Source organism: Nitrincola salilacus (assembly GCF_046271865.1).
Classification (GTDB): domain Bacteria; phylum Pseudomonadota; class Gammaproteobacteria; order Pseudomonadales; family Balneatricaceae; genus Nitrincola; species Nitrincola salilacus.
Genome location: NZ_CP176580.1, coordinates 4,386,500 through 4,409,158 on the forward strand (window position 1 = coordinate 4,386,500; position 22,659 = coordinate 4,409,158).

Below are 22,659 nucleotides of genomic sequence, written 5' to 3' on the forward strand. Positions count from 1 at the left end.
GAGAAGTACATGCCCCCCTTTCGCAACCGATACCTGCTGATGCGTCATGGACACAGCCTGGCCAATGAAGCCGGGTTGATCATCAGTGACCCTGAGCAGGGTGTTGGTGGATATGGCCTGTCGGCAGAGGGGCATACACAGCTCAAACAGCTGACAGCAAGCTGGCAATGGCCTCGACCCGATGCCATTGTGCACTCGGACTTTTTACGCACCACCGAAACAGCACGATATGTAGCAGAGCATTTCGACGTTATCATGACGTCTGATACAGGGCTGCGTGAACGCTACTTCGGAGTGTATGAGGGTAAGGCTGATCTGCACTATCACGAGGTCTGGGCACTGGATAAGGCCGAAAGCGATTCCAGCAGGCAGGCACAGACACAGCGTGAGTTATTGCAGATCAATCTGGTGGAAACACTCGACAGCGTCGCACTACGCATGCGATCTGTTATCGAACGACTCGAAGCCCAACATGAAGGCTTAACCCTGCTGCTGGTCAGCCACGGCGACCCATTGCAGATTCTGCTGACCTCGCTGGAGCAACAACCTCTGGGTCAGCATCGTCAGCGTGAGCCGCTGTTACCGACTGGCATCATTGATCTGGAAAATCTAGGAAGTTAAGGGCGTAATTGATACGCCCTGCTTCTCTCATTCAACACAACTCAGCGTAGAACGACACTCGCAAAAGTGGGCTCATCCTTGGCCTGCGCCAGCGCCGCTATCGCAGTTGATACTCGATCGCTGATAACACCCTGCATCAGCGGCAATTGAGTCTGTTCGAGGATCTGTGCGGGATCGGGAACGGCACGAGTCGAGGCCTGATGAATGCCCAGGCGCTCATCACGCGGTGGAATCCCGAAGTATTCCCGATAACATTTCGAGAAATGGGGTGTTGATACAAAGCCGCAGGCCGAGGCCACCTCAATGATCGACAAAGAGCTCTGCTTCAATAACTGACGCGCACGAGTCAAGCGCAGCTTCAAGTAATAGCGCGATGGCGAGCAATCAAGATACTTCTGAAACAGACGTTCCAGTTGACGCCGCGATACATCCGCATAGTTGGCCAGTTCGTCCAGTGTCAGCAACTCTTCCAGATTGGCCTCCATCAGTGCGACTATCTCCAGCAGTTTCGGCTGCGTGGTGCCCAGTACGTGTTTCAGCGGCACGCGCTGCTGATCCTGCTCACCACGCACCCGGTCATAGATGAACATGTCGGAGATACCGGCAGACAGCTCCTTGCCATGATCCTTGGCGATGATATTGAGCATCATATCCAGTGGTGCCGTGCCACCGGATGAGGTAAAGCGATCCCTGTCAATACTGAACAGGCGGGATGTCAGCTCGACACGGGGAAAGGCCTCATGCATCGCCGCCAGACACTCCCAGTGAACACTGGCTTCGAAGTTATCCAGAAGACCAGCCTTGGCCAGCACCCAGCTACCGGTACAGATCGCGCCGAGCTGACGGTGATGTTTGCCCTGCTGCTGCAACCAGACCAGATGCTCCTTGCGGGCACTGCGATGCGGTGCAACACCGCCACAGACAATCACCATATCCAGCCCCAACGGTTCCTCCATGGCGGCATCGGGAGTGACGCTCAAGCCATCACTGGCCTGAACCTGTACGCCACCCGATGTCAGCGTGAACCACTGGTACAGCTCTTTGCCGGCCAGTTGATTCGCCATGCGCAAGGGTTCGATTGCCGAAGCAAGGGAGATCAGTGTAAAGTTTTCGAGCAGTAGAAAGCCGACATTTTTGGGTTTTACGACAGCGGGTGGCGCTTCACGTCTCTCGTTTGCGCCGTGGTATGCTGATGACATGGGCTGGACTCCGGGTTTTGATATCAATCTTATCTTCCAGAGCATCATGGCTCTGATGAGAGACTTTTTTATTGTTGTTGTGTCTGATGAGAACTGTGAAAGATTCTCCCGACCTCGATGTCGCTTTTGGGCACGTCCAGCCGCTAATATAGAACAAATGTCGCTCTCAGGCATGTTTTATTTCGCAGCCACACATAAAATCACTATTGTCACACAGCAACAATCATTGTTGAGTCAATCTAGCGAGACTGCTGATGAACCGTTGGGATCGTATCGAAGCCTTTGTTGAAGTCGTGAGACTCGGCACCTTTTCTGCCGCGGCGCGTCATCTCAACGTATCCAGCTCGCATATCAGCCGTCTGATCGTGAAGCTTGAGCAACAGTTGGGCACGCAACTGCTCTATCGCACCACCCGACAGATCAAGCTGACCGAAACCGGGCAGATCTACTACGAGCACTGCCGACATATGTTCGATGGTTTTCGTGAAGCAGAAGCCGCCATCAGCGATATGCAATCCAGCCCCAAGGGGGTGCTCAAGCTCACTGTAGGCACCACCTTTGGTGAGCGCTACATTGCACCGCTGGTGAACGATTTCATGCTGCGGCACCCTCAGTTGGAGGTGCGCATACACTTCACCAACCGCCGGGTGGAGCTGATTGAGGAGGGTTATGATCTGGCAGTTCGCATGGGGGTATTGGAAGACTCCTCTCTGATCGCACGCCGGCTGTGGGACAGAAACGAGCGCGTGGTCGGTTCACCCGAATATTTCTCGCGTTTTTCACCACCCAGCACCCTGCAGGATCTGAATAAACACCAGTGTCTGGTTGGCTCGCGCGACCGCTGGATCTTCTCCGACAAGGGGGTGCGCAGGGAAGTGCGCGTCAGTGGCCGCTGGCACGGCAACTCGGGGCTGGCACTGCTGGACGCATCATTGAAGGGGCTGGGACTGACACAGCTCCCAGATTATTATGTCGAAGAACATATCAAGAAAGGTGAGCTGATTCCGGTGCTGGGTGATTTCCAGTTCAAGGACTCAGCCGTCTGGATCGTGTACCCTCGCCACCGCCATCTGTCACCCAAAGTTCGCATGTTCATCGACTTTCTGGTCGAAGAGATAGAGAAAACCAAACACCAGGGGTAACACACATCTGCTGATGTTACCCAACCCTACAGGATCACGAATGTCGCAACGTCTCCCCACCAATCTGATCACCGGTTTTCTCGGTGCTGGCAAAACCACAGCCATACGCCACCTGATGTCACTCAAACCTGCTGATGAAACCTGGGCGATTATCGTCAATGAGTTCGGGCAGGTCGGTGTGGATGAGATGGCGTTCGACACTCAGGGCGATATCAACATCACGCCACTGTCCGGTGGCTGCGTCTGTTGCCAGCTCGGTGCTGAACTGACACGCAGCCTGAACCAACTTCTGGAGCAGCAGACATTTGATCGTCTGATCATCGAACCGACCGGCATGGGCCATCCGGCGGGCATTCTGGATACACTGCGCAAGCCCTTCTTCAGTGATCGCCTGGATCTGCGTGCCACAATCTGCCTGATTGACCCTCGCCAGTTGCTGGACCCTCAAGTGACTCAGAGTGAAACCTTTCGAGATCAGATCAATCTGGCCGATGTGCTGATCGCCAACAAAATGGACAAAGCGGATGCGGCTGCCGAAACAGCCTTTGCAGACCTGTGTTCCGATATTTTCCCACCCAAACAGGTGATATTGACAACAGAGCAGGGCCGGATTGAGCCGGCATTGCTGGACTATGTCAGCGCCGGGCAGCTAAGGGCTCAGTTTCCTGATGCCCACCGGCATGCCGATGAAACCACACATCATACTGCTGATGCGGGTCACGTTCATGACCATAAACATGACCACGACCACGAGAATGCTCCCCTGCCCTGCAAACCGGTACGCCAGATCAATTCAGGGCTGGAACGTTACAGTTGTGGCTGGGTGTTCCACCCCGACGATATCTTTCCCTTTGATGAGCTGGAGGCCTTTATCAGCTCACTGCAGGGTATCGAGCGCCTTAAAGGTGCCTTTCGCCTGGGATACCCCTGGGTATTCTTCAATCGGGTGGGTGACGAGATCAGCTTTGATGCCATCAGCTATCGACGCGACTCCCGCGTGGAGATCATCGCCAGAGCACCGCTGGACTGGGACGCAATCGAGACTAGACTGATTGAGATAGCCACCCTGGGAGTGAACTCACCTTATCGTAATATCTGAGATACCGGATTATTTCTACTCAGCAACAGTGTATTTCAACATAGCCCGCAATCAGCGGGTCTGGAAAATTCTATAATGGTCCGTTCACCCTCTGGGGTAATTGATTAGAACAGCTGACAACACATTGGAGAGAAGATGGATATGATCAAAACCCGTGCGGCCGTGGCCTGGGGGCCGGGCCAGCCACTGAGTATTGAAGAAGTGGATCTGATGCCGCCGCAGAAGGGCGAGGTACTGGTTCGTATCGTTGCCACTGGTGTGTGTCATACCGATGCCTTCACGCTGTCTGGCGATGATCCGGAAGGGATCTTCCCGGCGATTCTGGGCCATGAAGGGGCCGGTATCGTAGAAGCGGTCGGCGAAGGTGTCACCAGCCTGCAGGTCGGCGACCATGTGATCCCGCTCTATACCGCTGAGTGCGGCGTGTGCAAATTCTGCACCTCCGGCAAGACCAACCTGTGTCAGGCAGTACGTGCCACGCAAGGCAAGGGGCTGATGCCGGATGGCACCACCCGCTTCTCCAAAAATGGCACGCCGATCTTCCATTACATGGGCACCTCAACGTTTGCTGAGCACACCGTAGTGCCGGAGATCTCCCTGGCCAAGATCAGCAAGGAAGCGCCACTGGAGAAGGTCTGCCTGCTCGGTTGTGGCGTTACCACCGGTATGGGTGCCGTACATAACACCGCCAAGGTAAAAGAGGGCGATACCGTTGCCGTATTTGGTCTCGGCGGCATTGGTCTGGCGGTGCTTATCGGTGCTGTACAAGCCAAAGCGGGCCGCATTATTGCGATCGATCTCAACGAAGAGAAATTCGAGATCGCACGTAAACTGGGTGCGACCGACTGCGTCAATCCAGCCAAACATGACCGTCCGATTCAGGATGTCATTGTCGAGATGACTGATGGCGGTGTCGACTTCTCCTTCGAGTGTATCGGCAACGTCAATGTGATGCGTGCGGCACTGGAATGCTGCCACAAAGGCTGGGGTGAATCGGTGATCATCGGTGTCGCTGGTGCCGGTCAGGAGATCTCCACCCGACCGTTCCAACTGGTGACAGGTCGCGTCTGGCGCGGCAGCGCTTTTGGTGGCGTTAAGGGCCGCAGCGAACTGCCCGGTTATGTGGATCGTTTCATGAACGGCGAGTATGAACTGGATACCTTCATCACCCACACCATGCCGCTGGAGCGGATCAATGAAGCCTTTGATCTGATGCATGAAGGCAAATCGATTCGTACCGTGATCCACTACTGATCCAAGACATACCCCGGATGCCCTTGGGCGAGACGCCGTGAATACATCCTTGTAGGCTTAAATGCCGCATCCCTGCGGCATACACTCGCCCAAGACCTCCGGGATACGCCATGCATTCACAGATTCAGGTAATGGCGTATGCTCTCTACCACGGCAGCCGACAGATGATCGACCAGTCAACAGCTGCCGTTTTCATGTCGTCATTCATACAGCAACCCTTAACAGGTGAAATTATGTCCGCTCAAGCTGCAAACGACTTATCCACAGAGCTGACGCTGCTCAGCAGTATCCGCTGCTTTGGTGGCCAGCAGAACCAGTATCAACACGACTCAAAAGCCCTCAACTGCGCCATGCAGTTCAGTGTCTATCTGCCACCCAACGCCAGTGCCGAGAAACCTGTACCGGCTGTGTACTGGCTCTCTGGCCTGACCTGCAACGACCAGAACTTCAGCACCAAGGCCGGCGCACAGCGCGTTGCCGCCGAGCTGGGCCTGGCACTGATCATCCCCGACACCAGCCCACGTGGCGAAGAAGTGCCGGATGATCTGGATGCAGCCTACGATCTGGGGCTCGGTGCAGGCTTCTATCTCAACGCGACTCAGGAGCCCTGGCACAAGCACTATCAGATGTATGACTACATCACCCGCGAACTGCCGGGGCTGGTCGAGAGCCAACTGCCCCTGACCGACAAACGCGCCATCAGCGGCCACTCCATGGGCGGCCACGGTGCTCTGGTGATCGCACTGCGTAACACTTTCCACTTCACCTCAGTCAGCGCCTTCTCGCCCATCGTCAACCCGATGGAGTGCCCCTGGGGAGTCAAGGCGTTCAGCCACTATCTGGGCGAAGACCGCTCACTCTGGAAACAGTACGACAGCGTCGAACTGATCCGTGCCGGCGCGCCGCACCTGCCGATGTTGGTGGATCAGGGCAGCGCCGATGGTTTTCTGGCCGAGCAGTTGAAAACCGAACTGCTCGCAACCGCCTGCAACAACTTCGAGTACCCGGCCGAGATCCGCTATCAGGAAGGCTATGATCACAGCTACTACTTCATCGCCAGCTTCATTGAGGAACACCTGCGCTTTCATGCGCGGTATCTGAAGGGTTGATTACAGGTGGGGAGGGTCGACAGGGATGTTGGCTGGATTGTTTTGTTGCCGCCCACGCCCAGTATGACAAGATTGATGCGCAAACGATTTAAGTGCCGAAAAGGTAGACATGAGGTAAATACAATGGATATCAAACCGCTTAAAACTGATGCCGACTACCGCGCGGCATTAAAAGAGATTGAGCACCTGATGGTGGCAGAACCTGATACGCCAGAAGGTGAAAAGCTGGATGTTATGGTCACTCTTATCGAGGCTTATGAAGCGAAGCATTTCCCGATGGACTTGCCTGATCCCGTAGAAGCAATCAAATTCGAGATGGAGCGCAAAGGTTTAACGGTAAAAGATCTTGAGCCAATGATCGGCAAAAGCAATCGCGTTTACGAGATACTTAACCACAAACGTTCGCTGACTTTGAAAATGATCTGGAAACTCCACGAAGGCTTGGGTATTCCAGCTGAGTCATTGATCAAACCGCCTCAAGTTCATGTCTAATCAGCTCTTCGGTGTAGATGAATTCCGCAACATCTCCGCTATAGATGAAAGGCTGGCTGAACTTGAACATTATGAGTAGGCGCTCAACTTCCGGGGCGACTTCCGGGGTGTTTGCACCCTCCGGCTCATCGATCACTACTGCGAAACCAGAGCACAACGATATCCTCTACCCCCTTTACCCCCACCCCCTACCCCTTTCAGGGAATCGGTCTGCAGCGCACTTGCTGGTATAACTGTTCTGATAGCTACCGCGCGAGGCCTTCATGAATAAGTTTTTCACACCACCCTCACCACTGATCGATCGTTTTGGTCGTCAGGTCAATTATGTCCGCTTGTCAGTTACCGACCGGTGTGACCTGCGTTGTGTTTACTGCATGAGCGAAAACATGACTTTTCTGCCGCGTGAGCAGGTGCTGTCGCTGGAGGAGATCGGGCGGATCGCGTCGGTGTTTGTCAGCCTGGGGGTGGAGAAAATTCGTCTTACCGGCGGTGAGCCACTGGTGCGACGCGATCTGTTGGATCTGATAGGGCATATCGGGCAGCTGGGGCTGCAGGACTTTGCCATGACCACGAATGGCACTCAGTTGAGCCATTTTGCCGGGTCTTTGAAGGCGGCAGGTCTGAAGCGTTTGAATATCAGCCTGGACTCGCTGGATCCGGCAAAATTCCGACGCATCACACGTAATGGTGATCTGGATAAGGTGCTTGAAGGCATAGAGGCCGCGCGGGCGGTGGGTTTTGAGGGGATCAAACTGAATGCTGTCATCATGCGTGGGCGCAATGATGATGAGGTGCTGGATCTGATCGAGCTGGTGCGCAGGCTGGAACTGGATATCAGTTTTATCGAAGAGATGCCGCTGGGTGTGATCTCCGAGCACAACCGGCATGAAACCTACTGTTCCAGTGATGATGTGCAGCAGATTATCGAACAACACTATGCCCTGCAGCCTGCCAGTATGAAAACCGGTGGCCCTTCGCGCTATTTCAAGATGGCCGACAGCCTCAGTCGTGTTGGTTTCATCTCCCCCCACAGCCATAACTTCTGCAGCGAATGCAATCGGGTCAGAGTCACGGCCGAAGGGCGTCTGTTGCTGTGTCTGGGTAACGAGCATTCGGTGGATCTGCGCGCTATTCTGCGTCGCTATCCGCGGGATAACACACCACTGCGCGAAGCGATCATCGATGCCATCGAGCTCAAGCCGGAACAGCACCATTTCACCACCGACGGGGATGTCCAGATTCTGCGTTTCATGAGTTCAAGCGGCGGTTAAACTTTGCGTGGCGGGATGATTACTCTTTCAGTTGCGTGACGATTCTCAGCACCTGAGTTTCCACTTCCTGGATGTTCTCTTCACTGACCAGTTGTCCATAGTGCTTTTTGAACCCCTGTTCATAGAGCTTCACATGGATAGATGGCTCGACTTCGGCATTTTGCAGGCAGGCTTGAGCGCAGTGCAGCTGGCAACCATCTATCACCACAATTGGACGCCCGCTTCTGGCGGTTCGCAGTAGTGCCGGCACCTTACCACCCACGCCGGATATGCATGACATCTCGGCTTCTCCGGCATGATCCAGCCTGACGGCAACCTCGTTCGCGAGCTGCGCCACATCCGAGCAGCCGGAGCAGGCGTAGATCAGAGGCAGCTGTTTACGTCTCATATAACCCCCATTTAACTCTTCAGTTAACCCTTCAGTTAACGACTGAAGCTAATCGGTCTCCCGCATAAAGCGGCTCACATCGGCGATCAGGATATTACTGCGCACCACATCCAGCAGCCCTTCGAGCTTGAGATCCGCAAGAATTCTGGAAAAGGTCTCGGGCTTCATCGCCAGGCGAGCCGCTACCTGGCACTTGGCCATCGGCAGATGAACCACCGCCTTGTTGTGCAGTTGAGTGGTGGCATTCATATCTGACAGCAGCTGTCGGACATAGATGATCACGCGCTCTCTTGCGGCACAGTTGATCATCACTTCAAGATCAAAATTCTTGCGCTTGAGCGACTCGGCAAAATAGTTGATCAGTTTTTCTGAGCTCTGTTTGTCTTCGGCCACCAGTTCGCGATAGGCCGCTGCCGGAAAGCTGATCACATGGCTCGGTTGCAGGGTCTCGGCAAAGCAGCTGTAACAGTGGGTCTGACAGAAAATATCGGTTTCGCCCAGCGTGTGGTACGACTGAATTGCGTCTATCACACGTTCGCTGCCATCCGCCGTGGGCCTGAACAGCTTCACACAGCCCTCCAGCAGCAGGTAAAAGCGACTGGCCGCCTCGCCCTCACGATAGATCATCTGATGAGCAGCAAAGCGGATGCTTCGGGCCTGGCTGATCAAGGTGGTAAAGCTGTCATCATTGAGGCAGCAAAAAAGTGAGTGCTGGCGGATAAGGCAGTTGTCTCTGCATTTAGTCTGCTCCCCCGGCTGATGTGGATCCGGCAGTTCTACTTCAATACACTTACCAGCGGAAATCTGCGTAGGACAGGAAATCATACCACTCACCTTTGTTGATACGCGTTGCCGGTGGGATCACCAGATAACCATCTGCCAGGCAGGCCGTGCTCAAGACACCCGACCCCTGATCACCTGCCGAGACCGCCACCAGCCCACTGCCTGGCTGCGACTCATCGCCCGGAATCAGCGAAGCTCGGATATACTCCTGACGAGACAGTGTTTTATCGCGACTGAAACCTGCGGCCACGCTGAATCTTCTGAGCGGCTGCGGGCTGCGCCCCTGGCAGCGTTTCAGATAGGCGCTGGCCAGCAGGTCAAATGTGACCATTGCAGCAGCGGGATTACCCGGCAAGCCAAGAAAAGGGGTACCCTGAACCTGCCCGAAGGCGAAGGGCTTGCCCGGTTTGATCGCGATGCCCCAGAGATTGATCTCACCCAGCGCTTCTACGCTGAGCCGCACATAATCTTCCTCACCGACTGATACGCCGCCGGTACTGATAATGACGTCTGCCCGTTCACTGGCATCCAGCAGGGCTGCACGGGTATCCTCTAGCGTATCCGGCACTATGCCGTTATTTATTTCAAGCTCTACGACCTCCATGCCCAGGCTTTCTATCCCGGCGGCCAGGGTATAGCGATTGCTGTTGTAGAGTTTACCCTGAGTCCAACGCACACCCGGCTGAATCAGTTCATCACCGGTCGACAGGATCGCCACTTTAAGGCGACGATAAACCATCACCTCACCGACGCCCTGACTGGCCAGCACACCACACTCGGATGGCCCCAGACGCACCCCGGCATTCAGCAGATGATCACCGGGCATGAGATCTTCACCGGCATAGCGCACATTAGACTCAGGATGAATCATCGTCGGAAAACGAATGCTGCCATCCACCTGGCACTCCACATGCTCCTGCATCACCACGGTATCGGCACCGCGAGGAATGGGCGCCCCGGTGAAGATACGGCAACAGGTACCCGGCTGCAGAGAATCGGGCTGTGCGCCTGCGGGGATGCGCTGGCTGACGCTCATCACCCGGGAATCCGGCAGCTCATCATGGCATAACGCATAACCATCCATGGCGCTGTTATCCAGCGGCGGCACCATCACAAAGGCAACCAGAGACTGCGCCAACACACGGCCCGATGCGTATTTCAGTGCGCAGGGCTCCGGCGCAACCAGGCACTCAGCCGAGGCCAGCAATTGCTTTCTGGCATCATCCACCGGCAATAGCGGCTTATGACCACCGGCATCACAACCACACTGATGTTTCATATCAATTTCCTCGCAGACTTAACTGCAACAGTTCCGCTCAGGCGCGTGTCTGGCTGTTGTTTGGCTATTATTTGGCTATTGTTTGGTTCTGATTGCTTCTTGATTGCCTCTTGACTGCTTCTTGACTGACAAGAGGAGGTCTGCGACACAACCATGGCCACAAAATTACACGGACGCTGGCGTGCATCCAGTTGCGGTTGAATCAGCTCATCCCAGGCCAGAGCGCAGGCTCTGGGGGAACCCGGCATCGCAAACACGACTTTTTTGTTAGCGATACCTGCCAAAGCTCTGGACTGCATTGACGAGGTGCCGATGCTGTTGAATGACAGCTGTCGGAACAGTTCGCCATAACCCTCGACCAGCTTATCAAACAGAGGTGACAGCGCCTCTGGCGTGTTATCCCGATCACCGAACCCTGTCCCGCCGGTAATCACTATGGCATGAACCTGCTCAGAAGCGATCCAGTGCGACACCACCGCTCGGATCTGATAGATATCATCCTTCACGATCTGCCGCTCAGCGAGCTGATGGCCCGCACTCTCGATACGTTGCTGCAGTAGATTACCTGACTCATCAGACGACAACTCACGCGTGTCAGAGACGGTCAGCAGTGCAATATTCAAGGCATTAAAGGGTGTATTCTGCGTTACATGACCCATCTCTTACTCCGGCTATCCAGCGTCAGGTTTTACATGACTGCTTTAAATTACTGCATCAGGGGAGAGTCACCTTGCCCCATGTCGATACCCAGTACCGGTGCCTGTGTCGCCAGCACCTGCAGATACTGTTTCAGTGCACGTCTTGTCACACTTTCCAGCAGCATCTGAAAAATCCGCCCCTTGACCGCCTGATAGGGCAGCACTTCGCCCTCGATGCGTTGATCTATGGCGACCAGATGCCAGCCATAGCGGCTCTCAATCGGTGAGGCATGCAGACCGACAGGCAGATCCTGAATCTGGCGTTCAAACTCCTCCACCGTCTGACCTTTGCTGATCTGCCCCAACTGACCTGCCTGATGGCGCGATTCGCACGCAGAGAACTGCTGTGCCAGATGGGAAAAAGACTCAGCGTTTTCTGCCAGTTGCGCCAGTAACACGTCTGCCAGTTGACGCTGGCTGTCGCGCAGCTCCTGATCATCCGGTGCGGCAGCCAGCAGAATATGACGCACGGCCAGCAGCGTGGGTGAGCGAAAGCGTTGCGGGTTCTGGTTGTAGTAGCGCTCGCAGGCAGCCTCATCCGGATCAGGCACGTCCAGCTCCTGCTCCAGCACCATCGCAAAGCGTTGGCTCTCATCCTCGATGGTCAGACCCATCTCGATCGCACGCTTCTCCAGCAGGCGTTTCACCACCAGACTGGTGGCGGCTGCATGCCAGGCTTCTTCCAGGCTGTCATGCGGGTGGTGCTGAATCTCGCGGGCGATTTCGTCGTCGGCCAGCACTTCATCGGCGATGCGCACTTCGGGAAACAGTTGCGCCAGCTCCTGCGCATCCAGTTGAGTAACCGGTATGGTTTGCATCTTATCTCTCCTGTATTCAGTGATACCGGCACCGCAACAACCAAATGCACGGTGCCGGTACGATGAGCCGGGCGCTGACCCGGCCCCGCTCATCAACCGCGTTTGCGCACCAGTTGATAACGACGTGTCATATATTCAAGCGGCGCACTCCAGACATGCACCAACCGGGTGAAGGGGAAGATCACAAAGATGCTGATCCCCAGGAAGATATGCAGCTTGTAGATAAAGCTGACACCCTCAATATGCACCGCCGGATTACCCTGGAAGGTCACTACCGCTTGAGCCCAGTAAGACAACTGCTTCATCACCGAACCATCCAGATGCCCCAGGCTTGCGAAAATAGTCAGAAGACCCAGTGTGACCTGCACCCACAGGATGGCGATCACCAGTGTATCGGCAGCACTGCCGGTGGCACGGACACGGGGGTCGGTCAGCCTGCGCTTGAGCAGCAGGAAGGAGCCGATCCAGCACATGATCCCGGCAACACCACCCACGGCGATGGCCATGATCTGCTTGGTTCCGGCTGACATGAACGGCTCATACACCCAGGAGGGGGTCAGCAGGCCGACCAGATGGCCGAAGAAGATCACCAGAATCCCGACATGAAACAGGTTACTGGCCAGCCGCATCCCGGACTTGCTGACCATCTGACTGGAACCCGTCTTCCAGGTGAACTGGGCGTGGTCGTAACGCAGCCAGCTGCCGATGAAGAAGATCGCCAGTGCGACATAGGGGTAGACCCCAAACAAAAGACTATTCAGATATTGCATGACATCTCTCCTCGTATTCAGCGCCCACCCGCTGCATTCACAGCGGATGGCTGAAGATTCTGCAGGTGCAGTGTCTGCACCCGCCCCAGCTCTTCGCGACGCTGGCGGACAACATCCGACTGGCCACAGGAAGAGCCCTGATCACCGATGAACTGCACCATCTCCTCTTCCCAGACTTTGTCCAGCGCTTCAGGCGTGTCATCACGCTCCTCGGTGGCGACCTTCTCGGCCAACTCCTGCCTGTCCACCTGAGTATCAGATACCCCCAGCAGAGCATCAAAGAGTGAGGCATAACCGCTGTCACGCTGCTGCAGACGCTCCGCCAGCAGCACCAGAATATGCGCAATCGATTGCAGCCACTGGACTATTTCGGGCGTTTCACGCGTGGACAGAAACTCAAGAAACAGCGGCAGATAGTCGGGCAGCTCACGGGCATCCAGATGCAAACCCGCCTTCTCGTACTCCGCCATCAGATCCACCATCGCCTGTCCTCTGTCGCGCGACTCACCATGCACGTGCTCAAACAACAGCAGTGACATGGCGCGGCCGCGATCAAAGGTGGCCACATAGGCCTCCTGAGCATCCATCAGATCCGTCGTGCAAAGCTGGTCGATAAAGGCGACCAGGCTTTCCTGCACCTCTGGCGACAGGCGTTTTTCTTCTCGCACGAAGTTAATCATGTCCCAGCGTGCATCCATCAGCTCTGCTGAGGGGTAGTCCATCAATCGTGCAATCACAGTCAGACTTTTCATCATATTCTCCTGTCAGTCTTTCAGTGATGCAGGGTCAACTTGCTGCACCCCACTGAGTTTCTGCACCATGGTGGTGGTTTGTTTCTGGCCACCGAAGAGGCTGAACCCACTGTCACCACCCTGGCAGCCATTACCGAAGGTGAAGCCGCAGCCATTGCGTTCTGGGAAGGCCTCACGCGCCAGCTCACGATGGCTGGTCGGAATCACGAAGCGGTCCTCATAGTTGGCGATGGCCAGATAGCGATACATCTCTTCAACCTGATTGACCGACAACCCCACCTGCTCCAGCACCTCCAGATTTTCGGTTCTCTCGACATGCTGAGCACGCTTGAATTCGCGCATCGCCAGCAGGCGTTTCAGCGCCAGCAGCACGGGTTTCTCGTCACCGGCCGTCAGCAGGTTGGCCAGATAGCGCACCGGAATTCTCAGGCTATCGACATCCGGCAACACGCCGGAATGACCGATCTTGCCGGAATCCGCCGCAGACTGAATCGGCGACAGTGGTGGCACATACCAGACCATCGGCAGAGTGCGATACTCTGGATGCAGCGGCAGCGCCAGTTTCCAGTCAACCGCCATCTTGTAGACCGGCGACTGCTGCGCGGCTTTGATGACGTTATCCTCGACACCATCACGCTTCGCCTGAGCAATCACCTTGGGATCGAACGGATCAAGGAAGATCTCCAGCTGTTTCTCATACAGATCGCCCTCATCCGGTGTACTTGCCACCTCTTCGATGCGATCCGCGTCATAAAGCAGCACGCCGAGATAGCGGATACGCCCGACACAGGTCTCGGAACAAACGGTAGGCAGGCCCGCTTCGATACGCGGATAGCAGAAGATGCACTTCTCTGACTTGCCAGTTTTCCAGTTGTAGTAGATCTTTTTGTAGGGGCAGCCGCTGATGCACATGCGCCAGCCACGACACTTATCCTGATCGATCAGGACGATGCCATCTTCATCACGCTTGTAGATTGCACCGCTCGGGCAGGATGCAACACAGGCCGGATTCAGGCAGTGCTCGCACAGGCGCGGCAGATACATCATGAAGGTGTTTTCAAACTGGCCGTAAATATCTGCCTGCACCTGATCAAAGTTCTTGTCCTTGCGGCGCTTGGCAAACTCGGTACCGAGGATCTCCTCCCAGTTGGGGCCCCATTCGATCTTGTTCATGCGCTGCCCGCTGATCAGAGATCGCGGACGCGCCACCGGCTGATGCTTGCCTTCCGGCGCATTGTGCAGATGCTGATAATCGAAATCGAACGGCTCATAGTAGTCATCGATACCCGGCAGATCCGGGTTGGCGAAGATGTTCGCCAACACGCGGAAACGCCCACCGATACGCGGCTCAATACGGCCATCCGGACGACGCAACCAGCCGCCTTTCCATTTTTCCTGGTTTTCCCACTCTTTCGGGTAACCGATGCCGGGCTTGGTTTCGACGTTGTTGAACCAGGCGTATTCCATTCCTTCACGACTGGTCCAGACATTTTTGCAGGTGACTGAACAGGTGTGGCATCCAATGCACTTATCCAGATTCAGAACCATACCGACCTGAGAGCGAATCTTCATTTCACTGCCTCCTGCTCATAGTCGTTACCTTCACCGTCCAGCCAGTCGATACGCTTCATCTTGCGCACGACGACAAACTCATCACGGTTGGAACCGACCGTACCGTAGTAATTGAAGCCATACGCCTGATGGGCATAGCCACCGATCATATGGGTAGGTTTCGGACAGACACGGGTCACCGAGTTATGGATACCGCCACGGGTACCGGTGATCTCGGAGCCGGGCACATTCACGATGCGCTCCTGAGCGTGGTACATCATCACCATGCCGGGCATCACTCGCTGACTCACTACCGCACGTGCCGAGATGGCACCGTTGGTGTTGAACAGCTCGATCCAGTCGTTATCCTCAACGCCGATCTCTTTTGCATCATCCTCGCTCATCCAGACGATCGGGCCACCGCGTGAGAGTGTCAGCATCATCAGGTTATCGCTGTAGGTGCTATGGATACCCCACTTCTGATGCGGTGTGATCCAGTTCAGCGCCTTCTCGGGATTACCGTTGGAGCGCTTGCCCAGCATCGGTGCCACCGCCTTGGTGTTGATCGGTGGACGATACACCAGCAGGCTTTCGCCAAAGGCACGCATCCACTCATGATCCTGATAGAACTGCTGCCGTCCGGTCAGCGTGCGCCAGGGGATCAACTCATGCACATTGGTGTAGCAGGCGTTGTAAGAAACATGCTCATCCTCAAGCCCCGACCAGGTCGGGCTGGAGATGATCTTGCGCGGTTGCGCCACAATATCGCGGAAGCGGATCTTCTCCTCAGCCTTGGGCCGCGCCAGATGCGTATGCTCCAGGCCGGTGATATCCGATAGCGCCTGCCAGGCTTTTACCGCCACCTGACCATTGGTTTCCGGCGCCAGCGTCAGTACCACTTCTGCGGCATCAATCGCGGTTTCAATTTTTGGCCGACCGATATTGCTGCCGGAGGTGTGCTTGTGATTCAGCTTACCCAGCAGTGCCACTTCATCATCCGTGTTCCAGTTGATGCCCTTGCCACCATTGCCCAGTTTTTCAAGCGCAGGACCGAGCGAAGTAAAGCGGGCATAGGTCTCGGGATAGTTGCGCTCCACCGCCAGGAAGGCCGGAGCGGTTTTACCCGGGATCATCTCGCACTCGCCTTTTTTCCAGTCCTTCACATCCAGTGGCTGACCCAGCTCGCCGGGAGAGTCATGCTGCAAGGACAGAGTGACCATATCGGTCTCGACACCCAGATGGCCTTCGCAGGCATCCGAGAAGGATTTTGCGATCCCCTTGTAGATATCCCAGTCGCTGCGCGCTTCCCAGGCGGGATCAGTGGCAGCAGTCAATGGATGGATGAACGGATGCATATCTGAGGTGTTCAGGTCATCCTTCTCATACCAGGTCGCGGTCGGCAGCACGATGTCGGAGTAGAGACAGGTGGTCGACATGCGGAAATCCAGGGTCACCAGCAGATCCAGCTTGCCCTCTTTGACCTCCTTGTGCCATTTCACCTCTTCCGGCATGGCACCGCCCTCTTCACCCAGGTCCTTGCCCTGCAAACCGTGGCGTGTTCCCAGCAGATACTTGAGCATGTACTCATGCCCCTTGCCGGAAGAGCCAAGCAGGTTGGAACGCCAGATAAACAGGTTTCGCGGATAGTTCTGCGGTGCATCGGGATCTTCAGCGGCAAAGGCCAGCTCACCCGACTTGATCGCCTTGACCATATAATCCTGAGGCGCCAGACCGGCCGCTTTGGCCTGTGCAGCGATCCCCAGTGGATTGGTATTCATCTGTGGCGCAGAGGGCAACCAGCCCATCCGTTCGGCACGCACGTTGAAGTCAATCAGACTGCCCTTGTAGCGACTGGCATCGACCAGAGGCGACAGGATCTCGCTGACTTCCAGCTTCTCATAACGCCACTGATCGGAGTGGGCATAGAAGAAGGAGGTGGAGTTCATATGGCGTGGCGGACGCTGCCAGTCGAGGGCAAACGCCAATGGCTGCCAGCCAGTCTGCGGGCGCAGTTTCTCCTGACCGACATAGTGCGCCCAGCCACCACCGCTCTGACCCACACAACCACACAGGATCAGCATGTTGATCAGACCACGGTAGTTCATGTCCATGTGATACCAGTGGTTCATCCCGGCACCGACAATGATCATCGCCCGACCATTGGTCTTGTTCGCGGTATCGGCAAACTCACGCGCTATGCGGATCACGGTATCGCGTGGCACACCGGTAATCCCCTCCTGCCAGGCGGGTGTATAAGGTGCCACCTGATCAAAATTGGTCGCGCCGTCATCATTCTCATGCAGGCCACGGTCGATGCCGTAGTTGGCAATCATCAGATCATAGACACTGACCACTTTAACCACCCGGCCATCGGCCAGCGTGACACTGCGCGAAGGCAGGTAGTGCTTCAGGACATCGCTGGCTTTGACATGGTTGTAATACTCATGCTCGATGCCGCCAAAGTAAGGGAAGCCCACCTTGACCACTTCATCATGCGCATCCACCAGGCTCAGACGCAGTTTGACATCCTGCTTGTCGGTGCCGGTTTTCTGCTCGATATTCCACTTGCCCTTCTCACCCCAGCGGAAACCGATGGAGCCATTGGGTACCACCAGCTCATCAGTGATCTCATCCAGTGCAATGGTTTTCCAATCCGGGTTGTTCTCTTCACCCAGATTCTCGGCCAGATCGCTGGCACGCAGGAAACGACCCGGTGCATGCAGTCCATCTTCACGCTCTTCCAGCATCACCAGATAGGGCATATCGGTGTAACGGCGGACGTAATCGGTGAAGTACTCACTCGGATTATCGATGTGGAACTCTTTCAGGATCACATGCCCGAATGCCATCGCCAGCGCAGCATCGGTACCCTGCTTGGGATTGATCCACTGATCAGACAGTTTGGCCACTTCCGAGAAGTCCGGCGTGATGGCAACGGTCTTGGTGCCCTTGTAGCGCACCTCGGTGAAGAAGTGGGCATCGGGGGTACGTGTCTGAGGCACATTCGATCCCCAGGCGATGATGTAGTTGCTGTTGTACCAGTCGGCCGACTCAGGTACGTCGGTCTGCTCACCCCAGGTCATGGGGGAAGCCGGTGGCAGGTCACAGTACCAATCGTAGAAGCTCATGCAGACGCCACCGATCAGGGACAGGTAGCGGCTACCAGCCGCGTAGGACACCATCGACATCGCCGGAATCGGTGAGAAACCGATGATACGGTCCGGGCCATATTTCTTGGCAGTGTAAACATTCGAGGCCGCGATCAGCTCATTCAGCTCACTCCAGGTGGAACGCAAAAACCCACCCATGCCGCGCATGCTTTTGTAGCGGCTGGTCTTGGCTTCATCTTCAACAATCGATGCCCAGGCATTGACCGGATCATCGTGCTGGCTCTTGGCTTCTCGCCACAACTGCAGCAACTGTTTACGTGCCATCGGATATTTGAGGCGGTTAGCGCTGTACATGTACCAGGAGTAACTGGCACCACGAGGGCAGCCACGCGGTTCATGATTGGGCAGATCCGGACGGGTACGCGGATAGTCGGTCTGCTGGGTCTCCCAGGTGACCAGGCCATTCTTGACGTAGATTTTCCAGCTGCAGGAACCGGTGCAGTTAACCCCATGCGTGGAGCGCACCACCTTGTCGTGCTGCCAGCGCTGGCGATAACCATCCTCCCAGTCACGGTTGCTATCCTGTGTCTCGCCATGGCCATTGGCAAACGGCGCTCTCGCTTTCTTGAAATAGTTCAGCCGATCTATGAAGTGACTCATGGTCGATCTCCCAGACTCCTCGGATGTGATGTACGAGCATTTCGTACCTGATTGCGGAGCTGGTTAACTCAGGAAGAACGTCCAGCCCGCCACTTAAGTGTGTCGCCCTGATACAAGCACAGGACGACTCTTCACAACCGATTCTGGCGTAAGATCAACACAATATCTGTAAGGTTACCTCCAGATAGACGCAAACTACCTCTTGAGGGGTAAGGGGTGGGAGGGGGGGCGTATACCTATGTTTCAATAGGAGCAGCAGGCTACTTGATTTATCTGTCGTTACTCCCGGCAACAATGCGGGCATGCAGTGACATTCAATATCTACAAGCCCGCCAATTGCTACTGTCTTCCCAATAAATATTTTGCTCTCGGTAGTTGGTTAAAGTGCTGCCGCCGTTGTAATGGATACGAATTTGCAACCGATGGTTGACCACTTGCTCAACAAACCCTTTGATTTCACTGGAAGAGAAAAACAATGTGAAGTCCCTGCATACTTCCTGACCAACATGTTTGGACGCACGGTATGCCGCCTGCCGTTTCTGCACTTGCTGCTCCCGACGTGCAGCAGCTGCTGCGCGGGCTTCTGCACGCGCCTGAGCTTCAACTGCAAGCCGCTCCTGATCAGCTCGGGCTTGTCTGTTCAAACGTGCGATGGCACTTTCCGCGATATCACGTTGGATAGAGTCTGGGTAGCGCTGCAGAAAAGCTCGCCAGAGTTCAGCGCGATCCTCAGCACTGATTCGAGCAAAATATTGCTGCTCCACAAAAGAGGCAGGATCCATAAGATCGGGCAGTACCTGTGCTAGATTGAGCATCGGATTGTCGAGATAATGTTGCAGCTCTTCGTGAAGCCCATGAGGCACGTGCAGGCGCCAATAGCTTGATGCAATATCTTCCACATTGTGAAGATGCAGGACCAACTGTTGCTCATCGGCATAATAGCGCTGCCCCTGCAGCTCAGCTGTCCTGCCAACCTCATACTCAGTTAACGCTGGCAAACCAAGGCTCAAGCGTCCGAGCTCCTTCTCAACGATACTCAGATCCAGAAAATCCCCCATTTGCTGGCTAAACTGTAGTAGCTGTACATAACTGCCCTCCTTATGGGCAGCAAACAAACGACCAAGCAGCACACCATGGGCCGCATGCTCGGGATATTCCCGCACTAGCTGTAATTGCCAATCGCTGATGATATCGACCTTTTGCTGCGCTGCATGGAACAAAGCATCCAGCAAAGAGCGGGCCAGCGGATCCGATTGTCCGAAATCGGCAATGAACTCCAAAGCCAGGCCGGGCGTGCCTACGTTGATCTGCTCCGGGTGCGTAAGCTGATGGGCGAGTAAGAAGGCTCCCAGGCTACTGGGGATAAACTCGTAATGCTCCACCGCCGCTATTTTTTCGCCCGAAGGTGGCACCAAGGTCAGATATTCCGGTTTTTCTGGTTGCAGGCTGCCTACTGCAAAAGTCAGTTGTACGCTACGTGCCACACAGAAAGGCCGCTGCCCTTCCAGTTGCTCCTGCAAAGTAGTATTTGGTGCATTGATGGATTGCACCGGCACCATGGCCCTGCAGCGCAAAGTGGGATACTCGACACTGCCCTGCACTTGCTGGGTACGGTCTATTTCAAGCTGATAAATGACGGGGAAACGGTAACGACCATCATTAAGAACAAGATTAATAGTGTAGCTGCCAGGGTACACATAAGCATGTACCGGGCTAGCCAGCCAATAAAGCACCAGCAACCATAGAGCGAGAAACCTAGAAGCCATCCGACTGTACCGCGGTGCTCGGACGCTGCTTGGAATAGTTCATGATGAAATCATCCAGAATGATATCGAAGGTTTCTCTGCTCAGTTCAAAGGTGCTGGTGATTGCTTCGTTGATGCGGGCTACCTGTTCGGCGATGTCTTGCCCGGCCATATACAGAGGAGTCAACCACATTCCATTACCACTATCAAAATCGACCGCAATGGCGCCCGGATAGCCATCACCCACCTGAGTGTCAATGAAATATCGGAAGCTGCCATGCTTCTCTTCATACGCCAAACCCTTTTCAACCAGCCCAGTCAGCACCTGCTCCAGGTCATACAATTGACTGAAACGCTCGCGTTCATCGGCATAACCTGAGACAACAAAGTACTGATAGCTGAGGTCAAAGCTTATGGACGTTGCGTTTCTACGGAAAAACTCATAAGGCGTGAGAGGTGTTTTCCCGTAGTCACTTTGCAACAGATAGGCATCATAGTAGGAGTCAAGCAACTGCTGGCCGTCACATTTGGCAAGTAGCTCGCGATGCAAAGCGGGCTCATAAGCGTCCTCAAGACTCTTCATGCAGCGCATCAGGCCAGCATTATTAGTCTGAGCATTACTCATGTTGCCATAAGTGACACGCCCACCATATAGCTTGTCCAAACCCTCAATAAACAACTTTTCGATCATCAGATCTAAAAGGGGCTTAATTCCACTATTTTCTTCTAAATTTTTATCAAATTCTTCACGTTCAGCCAAACTCATGCGATCAAGGCCGAACTGTTTTAAAGAGTTAGGTCCTTTCTGCTCCATATACCTGGTCAGACCAGTATACATGTTAGCACTAATCCAGGATCTATCTAGTTTGGACAAGGCCGATAATCTGTCTCGTGCCCGCATTCCCAACCCTGAATTCCTCGTTACATTACCTGGCAACAACTCGACGCCATTAATGGTACGCCGATAGTTAGTTCTATGCTCAACGAAGTTGCCAGGCCCTCTGGACTCAAGGACCGCCTTCTCCCAGAATGGGCTCAAGGGGTAATTGTTACTGACAACAGAATAATGCTCCTCCGTATACAGGCCACTGGGAATATTCCACAAGTCACCGGTAACAAAACCTGGGTGTAAAGTAGCGCGGTCCAGTATCTCGCCTAGCACTTCAACCTCAACCTGTACAGCAATGATTTTCTCCTCCAGCGCCTGCATATAACGATCAATTAAAGAAGATTCAGCCATACTCGATGTTGGGAGACATAAAGGCACCACCATGAGTACCTTTAAATTAAAGAGAGACAACATACTTTTCATAGGTTTACCTCGCATAGATGAAGTTACTGCGCTACTTTCAACTCTCGCTTATGCACTTTCATTGTCACAAACATAGTTAAGATCACTTTCATATTTGTTGAATATATTTCAACCAACATGCATTTGAAATTTCAAAATTAATTATATTTACTGCAGCCAACAGCTGAGTTCAGGAACATTATTTTTTGTCAGCTACCTATACAGATAAGCCCCTTCTTTAATTAGTATATCTTCTGTATTGAGACACCATTTCGTTCTATTTATACGTATATCCGGCGCAACCACATCCCAAAGATCGGCTGTCGATAAACGCATGGATTTATCGTAAGAGTCTTTATAATATGTATGATATACATGCGTATGGAAATAAACAGTTTCAACTTGTTGACGGAATACGTCAACACCAGCCTTAGTATTAGTTCTGTTCATATCAGGGCAAAGTTCATGACGACGATCAAATATAGCAAGCTGTAAACCGCTGTTAATTGCACTGCTTTTACTTGTACCAATCATAGTAGGATCAAGACTAAAATTCATGCAGCCTGCAAGAGATAATGTGAGCATCAACAGTAAGTAATCTTTAATCTTTATATTCATCTTTCTATA

At 54.3% G+C, this 22,659-nt stretch carries 20 protein-coding genes; 7 read left to right on the top strand and 13 right to left on the bottom strand.

The features are described 5' to 3' along the window. Nucleotides 1-9: 9 nt before the first annotated feature. Complete coding sequence (locus ACK3CJ_RS20180; RefSeq protein ID WP_409523991.1) at nt 10-621, top strand: histidine phosphatase family protein; 612 nt, start codon at nt 10-12, stop codon at nt 619-621. 41 nt (nt 622-662) lie between these two features. On the opposite strand, the gene ACK3CJ_RS20185 is transcribed toward ACK3CJ_RS20180, so the two are convergent. Continuing rightward, nucleotides 663-1,820, bottom strand: coding sequence for a GlxA family transcriptional regulator (locus tag ACK3CJ_RS20185; protein WP_409523992.1), 1,158 nt, complete (start codon nt 1,818-1,820; stop codon nt 663-665). A gap of 254 nt (nt 1,821-2,074) precedes the next feature. Between ACK3CJ_RS20185 and ACK3CJ_RS20190 the strand changes: the two genes are divergently transcribed. The 6 genes from ACK3CJ_RS20190 to moaA all read left to right on the top strand — a co-directional run bounded on the left by ACK3CJ_RS20190 (nt 2,075) and on the right by moaA (nt 8,187). Next, on the top strand, nt 2,075-2,962 hold the full coding sequence (locus tag ACK3CJ_RS20190; RefSeq protein WP_409523993.1) for a LysR family transcriptional regulator: 888 nt from the start codon (nt 2,075-2,077) through the stop codon (nt 2,960-2,962). Between the two features lie 40 nt (nt 2,963-3,002). Beyond that, nucleotides 3,003-4,061 (top strand): CobW family GTP-binding protein, encoded by a 1,059-nt coding sequence (locus tag ACK3CJ_RS20195; RefSeq protein ID WP_409523994.1) that lies wholly within the window; start codon nt 3,003-3,005, stop codon nt 4,059-4,061. A 141-nt stretch (nt 4,062-4,202) separates the two neighbouring features. Beyond that, nucleotides 4,203-5,315, top strand: a complete 1,113-nt coding sequence (locus ACK3CJ_RS20200) for an S-(hydroxymethyl)glutathione dehydrogenase/class III alcohol dehydrogenase (protein ID WP_409526628.1) — start codon at nt 4,203-4,205, stop codon at nt 5,313-5,315. A gap of 233 nt (nt 5,316-5,548) precedes the next feature. Continuing rightward, a complete protein-coding gene (gene fghA, locus ACK3CJ_RS20205; protein WP_409526629.1) occupies nt 5,549-6,424 on the top strand; it encodes an S-formylglutathione hydrolase in 876 nt (291 codons plus the stop codon). A 123-nt stretch (nt 6,425-6,547) separates the two neighbouring features. Continuing rightward, a complete protein-coding gene (locus tag ACK3CJ_RS20210; protein WP_409523995.1) occupies nt 6,548-6,916 on the top strand; it encodes a helix-turn-helix domain-containing protein in 369 nt (122 codons plus the stop codon). A 263-nt stretch (nt 6,917-7,179) separates the two neighbouring features. Then, entirely contained in the window at nt 7,180-8,187 is a 1,008-nt protein-coding gene (moaA, locus tag ACK3CJ_RS20215; RefSeq protein ID WP_409523996.1) for a GTP 3',8-cyclase MoaA, read from the top strand. Between the two features lie 19 nt (nt 8,188-8,206). Here moaA and ACK3CJ_RS20220 read toward each other — a convergent pair whose 3' ends face one another. The 12 genes from ACK3CJ_RS20220 to ACK3CJ_RS20275 form a co-directional block, all read right to left on the bottom strand. Next, the gene (locus ACK3CJ_RS20220; RefSeq protein ID WP_409523997.1) at nt 8,207-8,575 is read right to left on the bottom strand and encodes a putative zinc-binding protein; all 369 of its coding nucleotides are present in this window, start codon (nt 8,573-8,575) and stop codon (nt 8,207-8,209) included. A 48-nt stretch (nt 8,576-8,623) separates the two neighbouring features. Further along, the gene (locus ACK3CJ_RS20225) at nt 8,624-9,400 is read right to left on the bottom strand and encodes a Crp/Fnr family transcriptional regulator (protein ID WP_409523998.1); all 777 of its coding nucleotides are present in this window, start codon (nt 9,398-9,400) and stop codon (nt 8,624-8,626) included. Continuing rightward, complete coding sequence (gene glp / locus ACK3CJ_RS20230) at nt 9,366-10,637, bottom strand: gephyrin-like molybdotransferase Glp (protein WP_409523999.1); 1,272 nt, start codon at nt 10,635-10,637, stop codon at nt 9,366-9,368. The genes ACK3CJ_RS20225 and glp overlap by 35 nt, the downstream gene beginning before the upstream one ends. Continuing rightward, a complete protein-coding gene (gene moaB, locus ACK3CJ_RS20235; RefSeq protein WP_409524000.1) occupies nt 10,634-11,296 on the bottom strand; it encodes a molybdenum cofactor biosynthesis protein B in 663 nt (220 codons plus the stop codon). The genes glp and moaB overlap by 4 nt, the downstream gene beginning before the upstream one ends. Before the next feature lie 47 nt (nt 11,297-11,343). Then, nucleotides 11,344-12,153 (bottom strand): peptidylprolyl isomerase, encoded by an 810-nt coding sequence (locus tag ACK3CJ_RS20240; RefSeq protein ID WP_409524001.1) that lies wholly within the window; start codon nt 12,151-12,153, stop codon nt 11,344-11,346. Nucleotides 12,154-12,245: 92 nt separating this feature from the next. Then, nucleotides 12,246-12,923, bottom strand: coding sequence for a respiratory nitrate reductase subunit gamma (gene narI, locus ACK3CJ_RS20245; protein WP_409524002.1), 678 nt, complete (start codon nt 12,921-12,923; stop codon nt 12,246-12,248). A gap of 17 nt (nt 12,924-12,940) precedes the next feature. After that, nucleotides 12,941-13,675 carry a nitrate reductase molybdenum cofactor assembly chaperone gene (gene narJ / locus ACK3CJ_RS20250; RefSeq protein ID WP_409524003.1) on the bottom strand — a complete coding sequence of 245 codons (735 nt, stop codon included), beginning with the start codon at nt 13,673-13,675 and terminating at the stop codon, nt 12,941-12,943. Between the two features lie 12 nt (nt 13,676-13,687). Beyond that, on the bottom strand, nt 13,688-15,247 hold the full coding sequence (gene narH, locus ACK3CJ_RS20255; protein ID WP_409524004.1) for a nitrate reductase subunit beta: 1,560 nt from the start codon (nt 15,245-15,247) through the stop codon (nt 13,688-13,690). Next, nucleotides 15,244-18,996 carry a nitrate reductase subunit alpha gene (locus tag ACK3CJ_RS20260; protein ID WP_409524005.1) on the bottom strand — a complete coding sequence of 1,251 codons (3,753 nt, stop codon included), beginning with the start codon at nt 18,994-18,996 and terminating at the stop codon, nt 15,244-15,246. Before ACK3CJ_RS20260 ends, narH begins: the two co-directional genes overlap by 4 nt. A gap of 314 nt (nt 18,997-19,310) precedes the next feature. After that, nucleotides 19,311-20,762, bottom strand: coding sequence for a hypothetical protein (locus ACK3CJ_RS20265; RefSeq protein ID WP_409524006.1), 1,452 nt, complete (start codon nt 20,760-20,762; stop codon nt 19,311-19,313). Continuing rightward, nucleotides 20,752-22,053, bottom strand: coding sequence for a hypothetical protein (locus ACK3CJ_RS20270; protein ID WP_409524007.1), 1,302 nt, complete (start codon nt 22,051-22,053; stop codon nt 20,752-20,754). Before ACK3CJ_RS20270 ends, ACK3CJ_RS20265 begins: the two co-directional genes overlap by 11 nt. A 192-nt stretch (nt 22,054-22,245) precedes the next feature. Continuing rightward, nucleotides 22,246-22,650: a hypothetical protein gene (locus ACK3CJ_RS20275; protein ID WP_409524008.1), complete on the bottom strand. Its 405-nt coding sequence runs from the start codon at nt 22,648-22,650 to the stop codon at nt 22,246-22,248. Nucleotides 22,651-22,659 lie beyond the last annotated feature (9 nt).

What these genes read in the sequence shown, in the direction of transcription:
- ACK3CJ_RS20180 (WP_409523991.1), top strand. Translation starts at nt 10, where the DNA reads ATGCCCCCCTTTCGCAACCGATACCTGCTGATGCGTCATGGACACAGC.
- ACK3CJ_RS20185 (WP_409523992.1), bottom strand. Translation starts at nt 1,820, where the DNA reads ATGTCATCAGCATACCACGGCGCAAACGAGAGACGTGAAGCGCCACCC.
- ACK3CJ_RS20190 (WP_409523993.1), top strand. Translation starts at nt 2,075, where the DNA reads ATGAACCGTTGGGATCGTATCGAAGCCTTTGTTGAAGTCGTGAGACTC.
- ACK3CJ_RS20195 (WP_409523994.1), top strand. Translation starts at nt 3,003, where the DNA reads ATGTCGCAACGTCTCCCCACCAATCTGATCACCGGTTTTCTCGGTGCT.
- ACK3CJ_RS20200 (WP_409526628.1), top strand. Translation starts at nt 4,203, where the DNA reads ATGATCAAAACCCGTGCGGCCGTGGCCTGGGGGCCGGGCCAGCCACTG.
- fghA (WP_409526629.1), top strand. Translation starts at nt 5,549, where the DNA reads ATGTCCGCTCAAGCTGCAAACGACTTATCCACAGAGCTGACGCTGCTC.
- ACK3CJ_RS20210 (WP_409523995.1), top strand. Translation starts at nt 6,548, where the DNA reads ATGGATATCAAACCGCTTAAAACTGATGCCGACTACCGCGCGGCATTA.
- moaA (WP_409523996.1), top strand. Translation starts at nt 7,180, where the DNA reads ATGAATAAGTTTTTCACACCACCCTCACCACTGATCGATCGTTTTGGT.
- ACK3CJ_RS20220 (WP_409523997.1), bottom strand. Translation starts at nt 8,575, where the DNA reads ATGAGACGTAAACAGCTGCCTCTGATCTACGCCTGCTCCGGCTGCTCG.
- ACK3CJ_RS20225 (WP_409523998.1), bottom strand. Translation starts at nt 9,400, where the DNA reads ATGATTTCCTGTCCTACGCAGATTTCCGCTGGTAAGTGTATTGAAGTA.
- glp (WP_409523999.1), bottom strand. Translation starts at nt 10,637, where the DNA reads ATGAAACATCAGTGTGGTTGTGATGCCGGTGGTCATAAGCCGCTATTG.
- moaB (WP_409524000.1), bottom strand. Translation starts at nt 11,296, where the DNA reads ATGGGTCATGTAACGCAGAATACACCCTTTAATGCCTTGAATATTGCA.
- ACK3CJ_RS20240 (WP_409524001.1), bottom strand. Translation starts at nt 12,153, where the DNA reads ATGCAAACCATACCGGTTACTCAACTGGATGCGCAGGAGCTGGCGCAA.
- narI (WP_409524002.1), bottom strand. Translation starts at nt 12,923, where the DNA reads ATGCAATATCTGAATAGTCTTTTGTTTGGGGTCTACCCCTATGTCGCA.
- narJ (WP_409524003.1), bottom strand. Translation starts at nt 13,675, where the DNA reads ATGAAAAGTCTGACTGTGATTGCACGATTGATGGACTACCCCTCAGCA.
- narH (WP_409524004.1), bottom strand. Translation starts at nt 15,247, where the DNA reads ATGAAGATTCGCTCTCAGGTCGGTATGGTTCTGAATCTGGATAAGTGC.
- ACK3CJ_RS20260 (WP_409524005.1), bottom strand. Translation starts at nt 18,996, where the DNA reads ATGAGTCACTTCATAGATCGGCTGAACTATTTCAAGAAAGCGAGAGCG.
- ACK3CJ_RS20265 (WP_409524006.1), bottom strand. Translation starts at nt 20,762, where the DNA reads ATGGCTTCTAGGTTTCTCGCTCTATGGTTGCTGGTGCTTTATTGGCTG.
- ACK3CJ_RS20270 (WP_409524007.1), bottom strand. Translation starts at nt 22,053, where the DNA reads ATGAAAAGTATGTTGTCTCTCTTTAATTTAAAGGTACTCATGGTGGTG.
- ACK3CJ_RS20275 (WP_409524008.1), bottom strand. Translation starts at nt 22,650, where the DNA reads ATGAATATAAAGATTAAAGATTACTTACTGTTGATGCTCACATTATCT.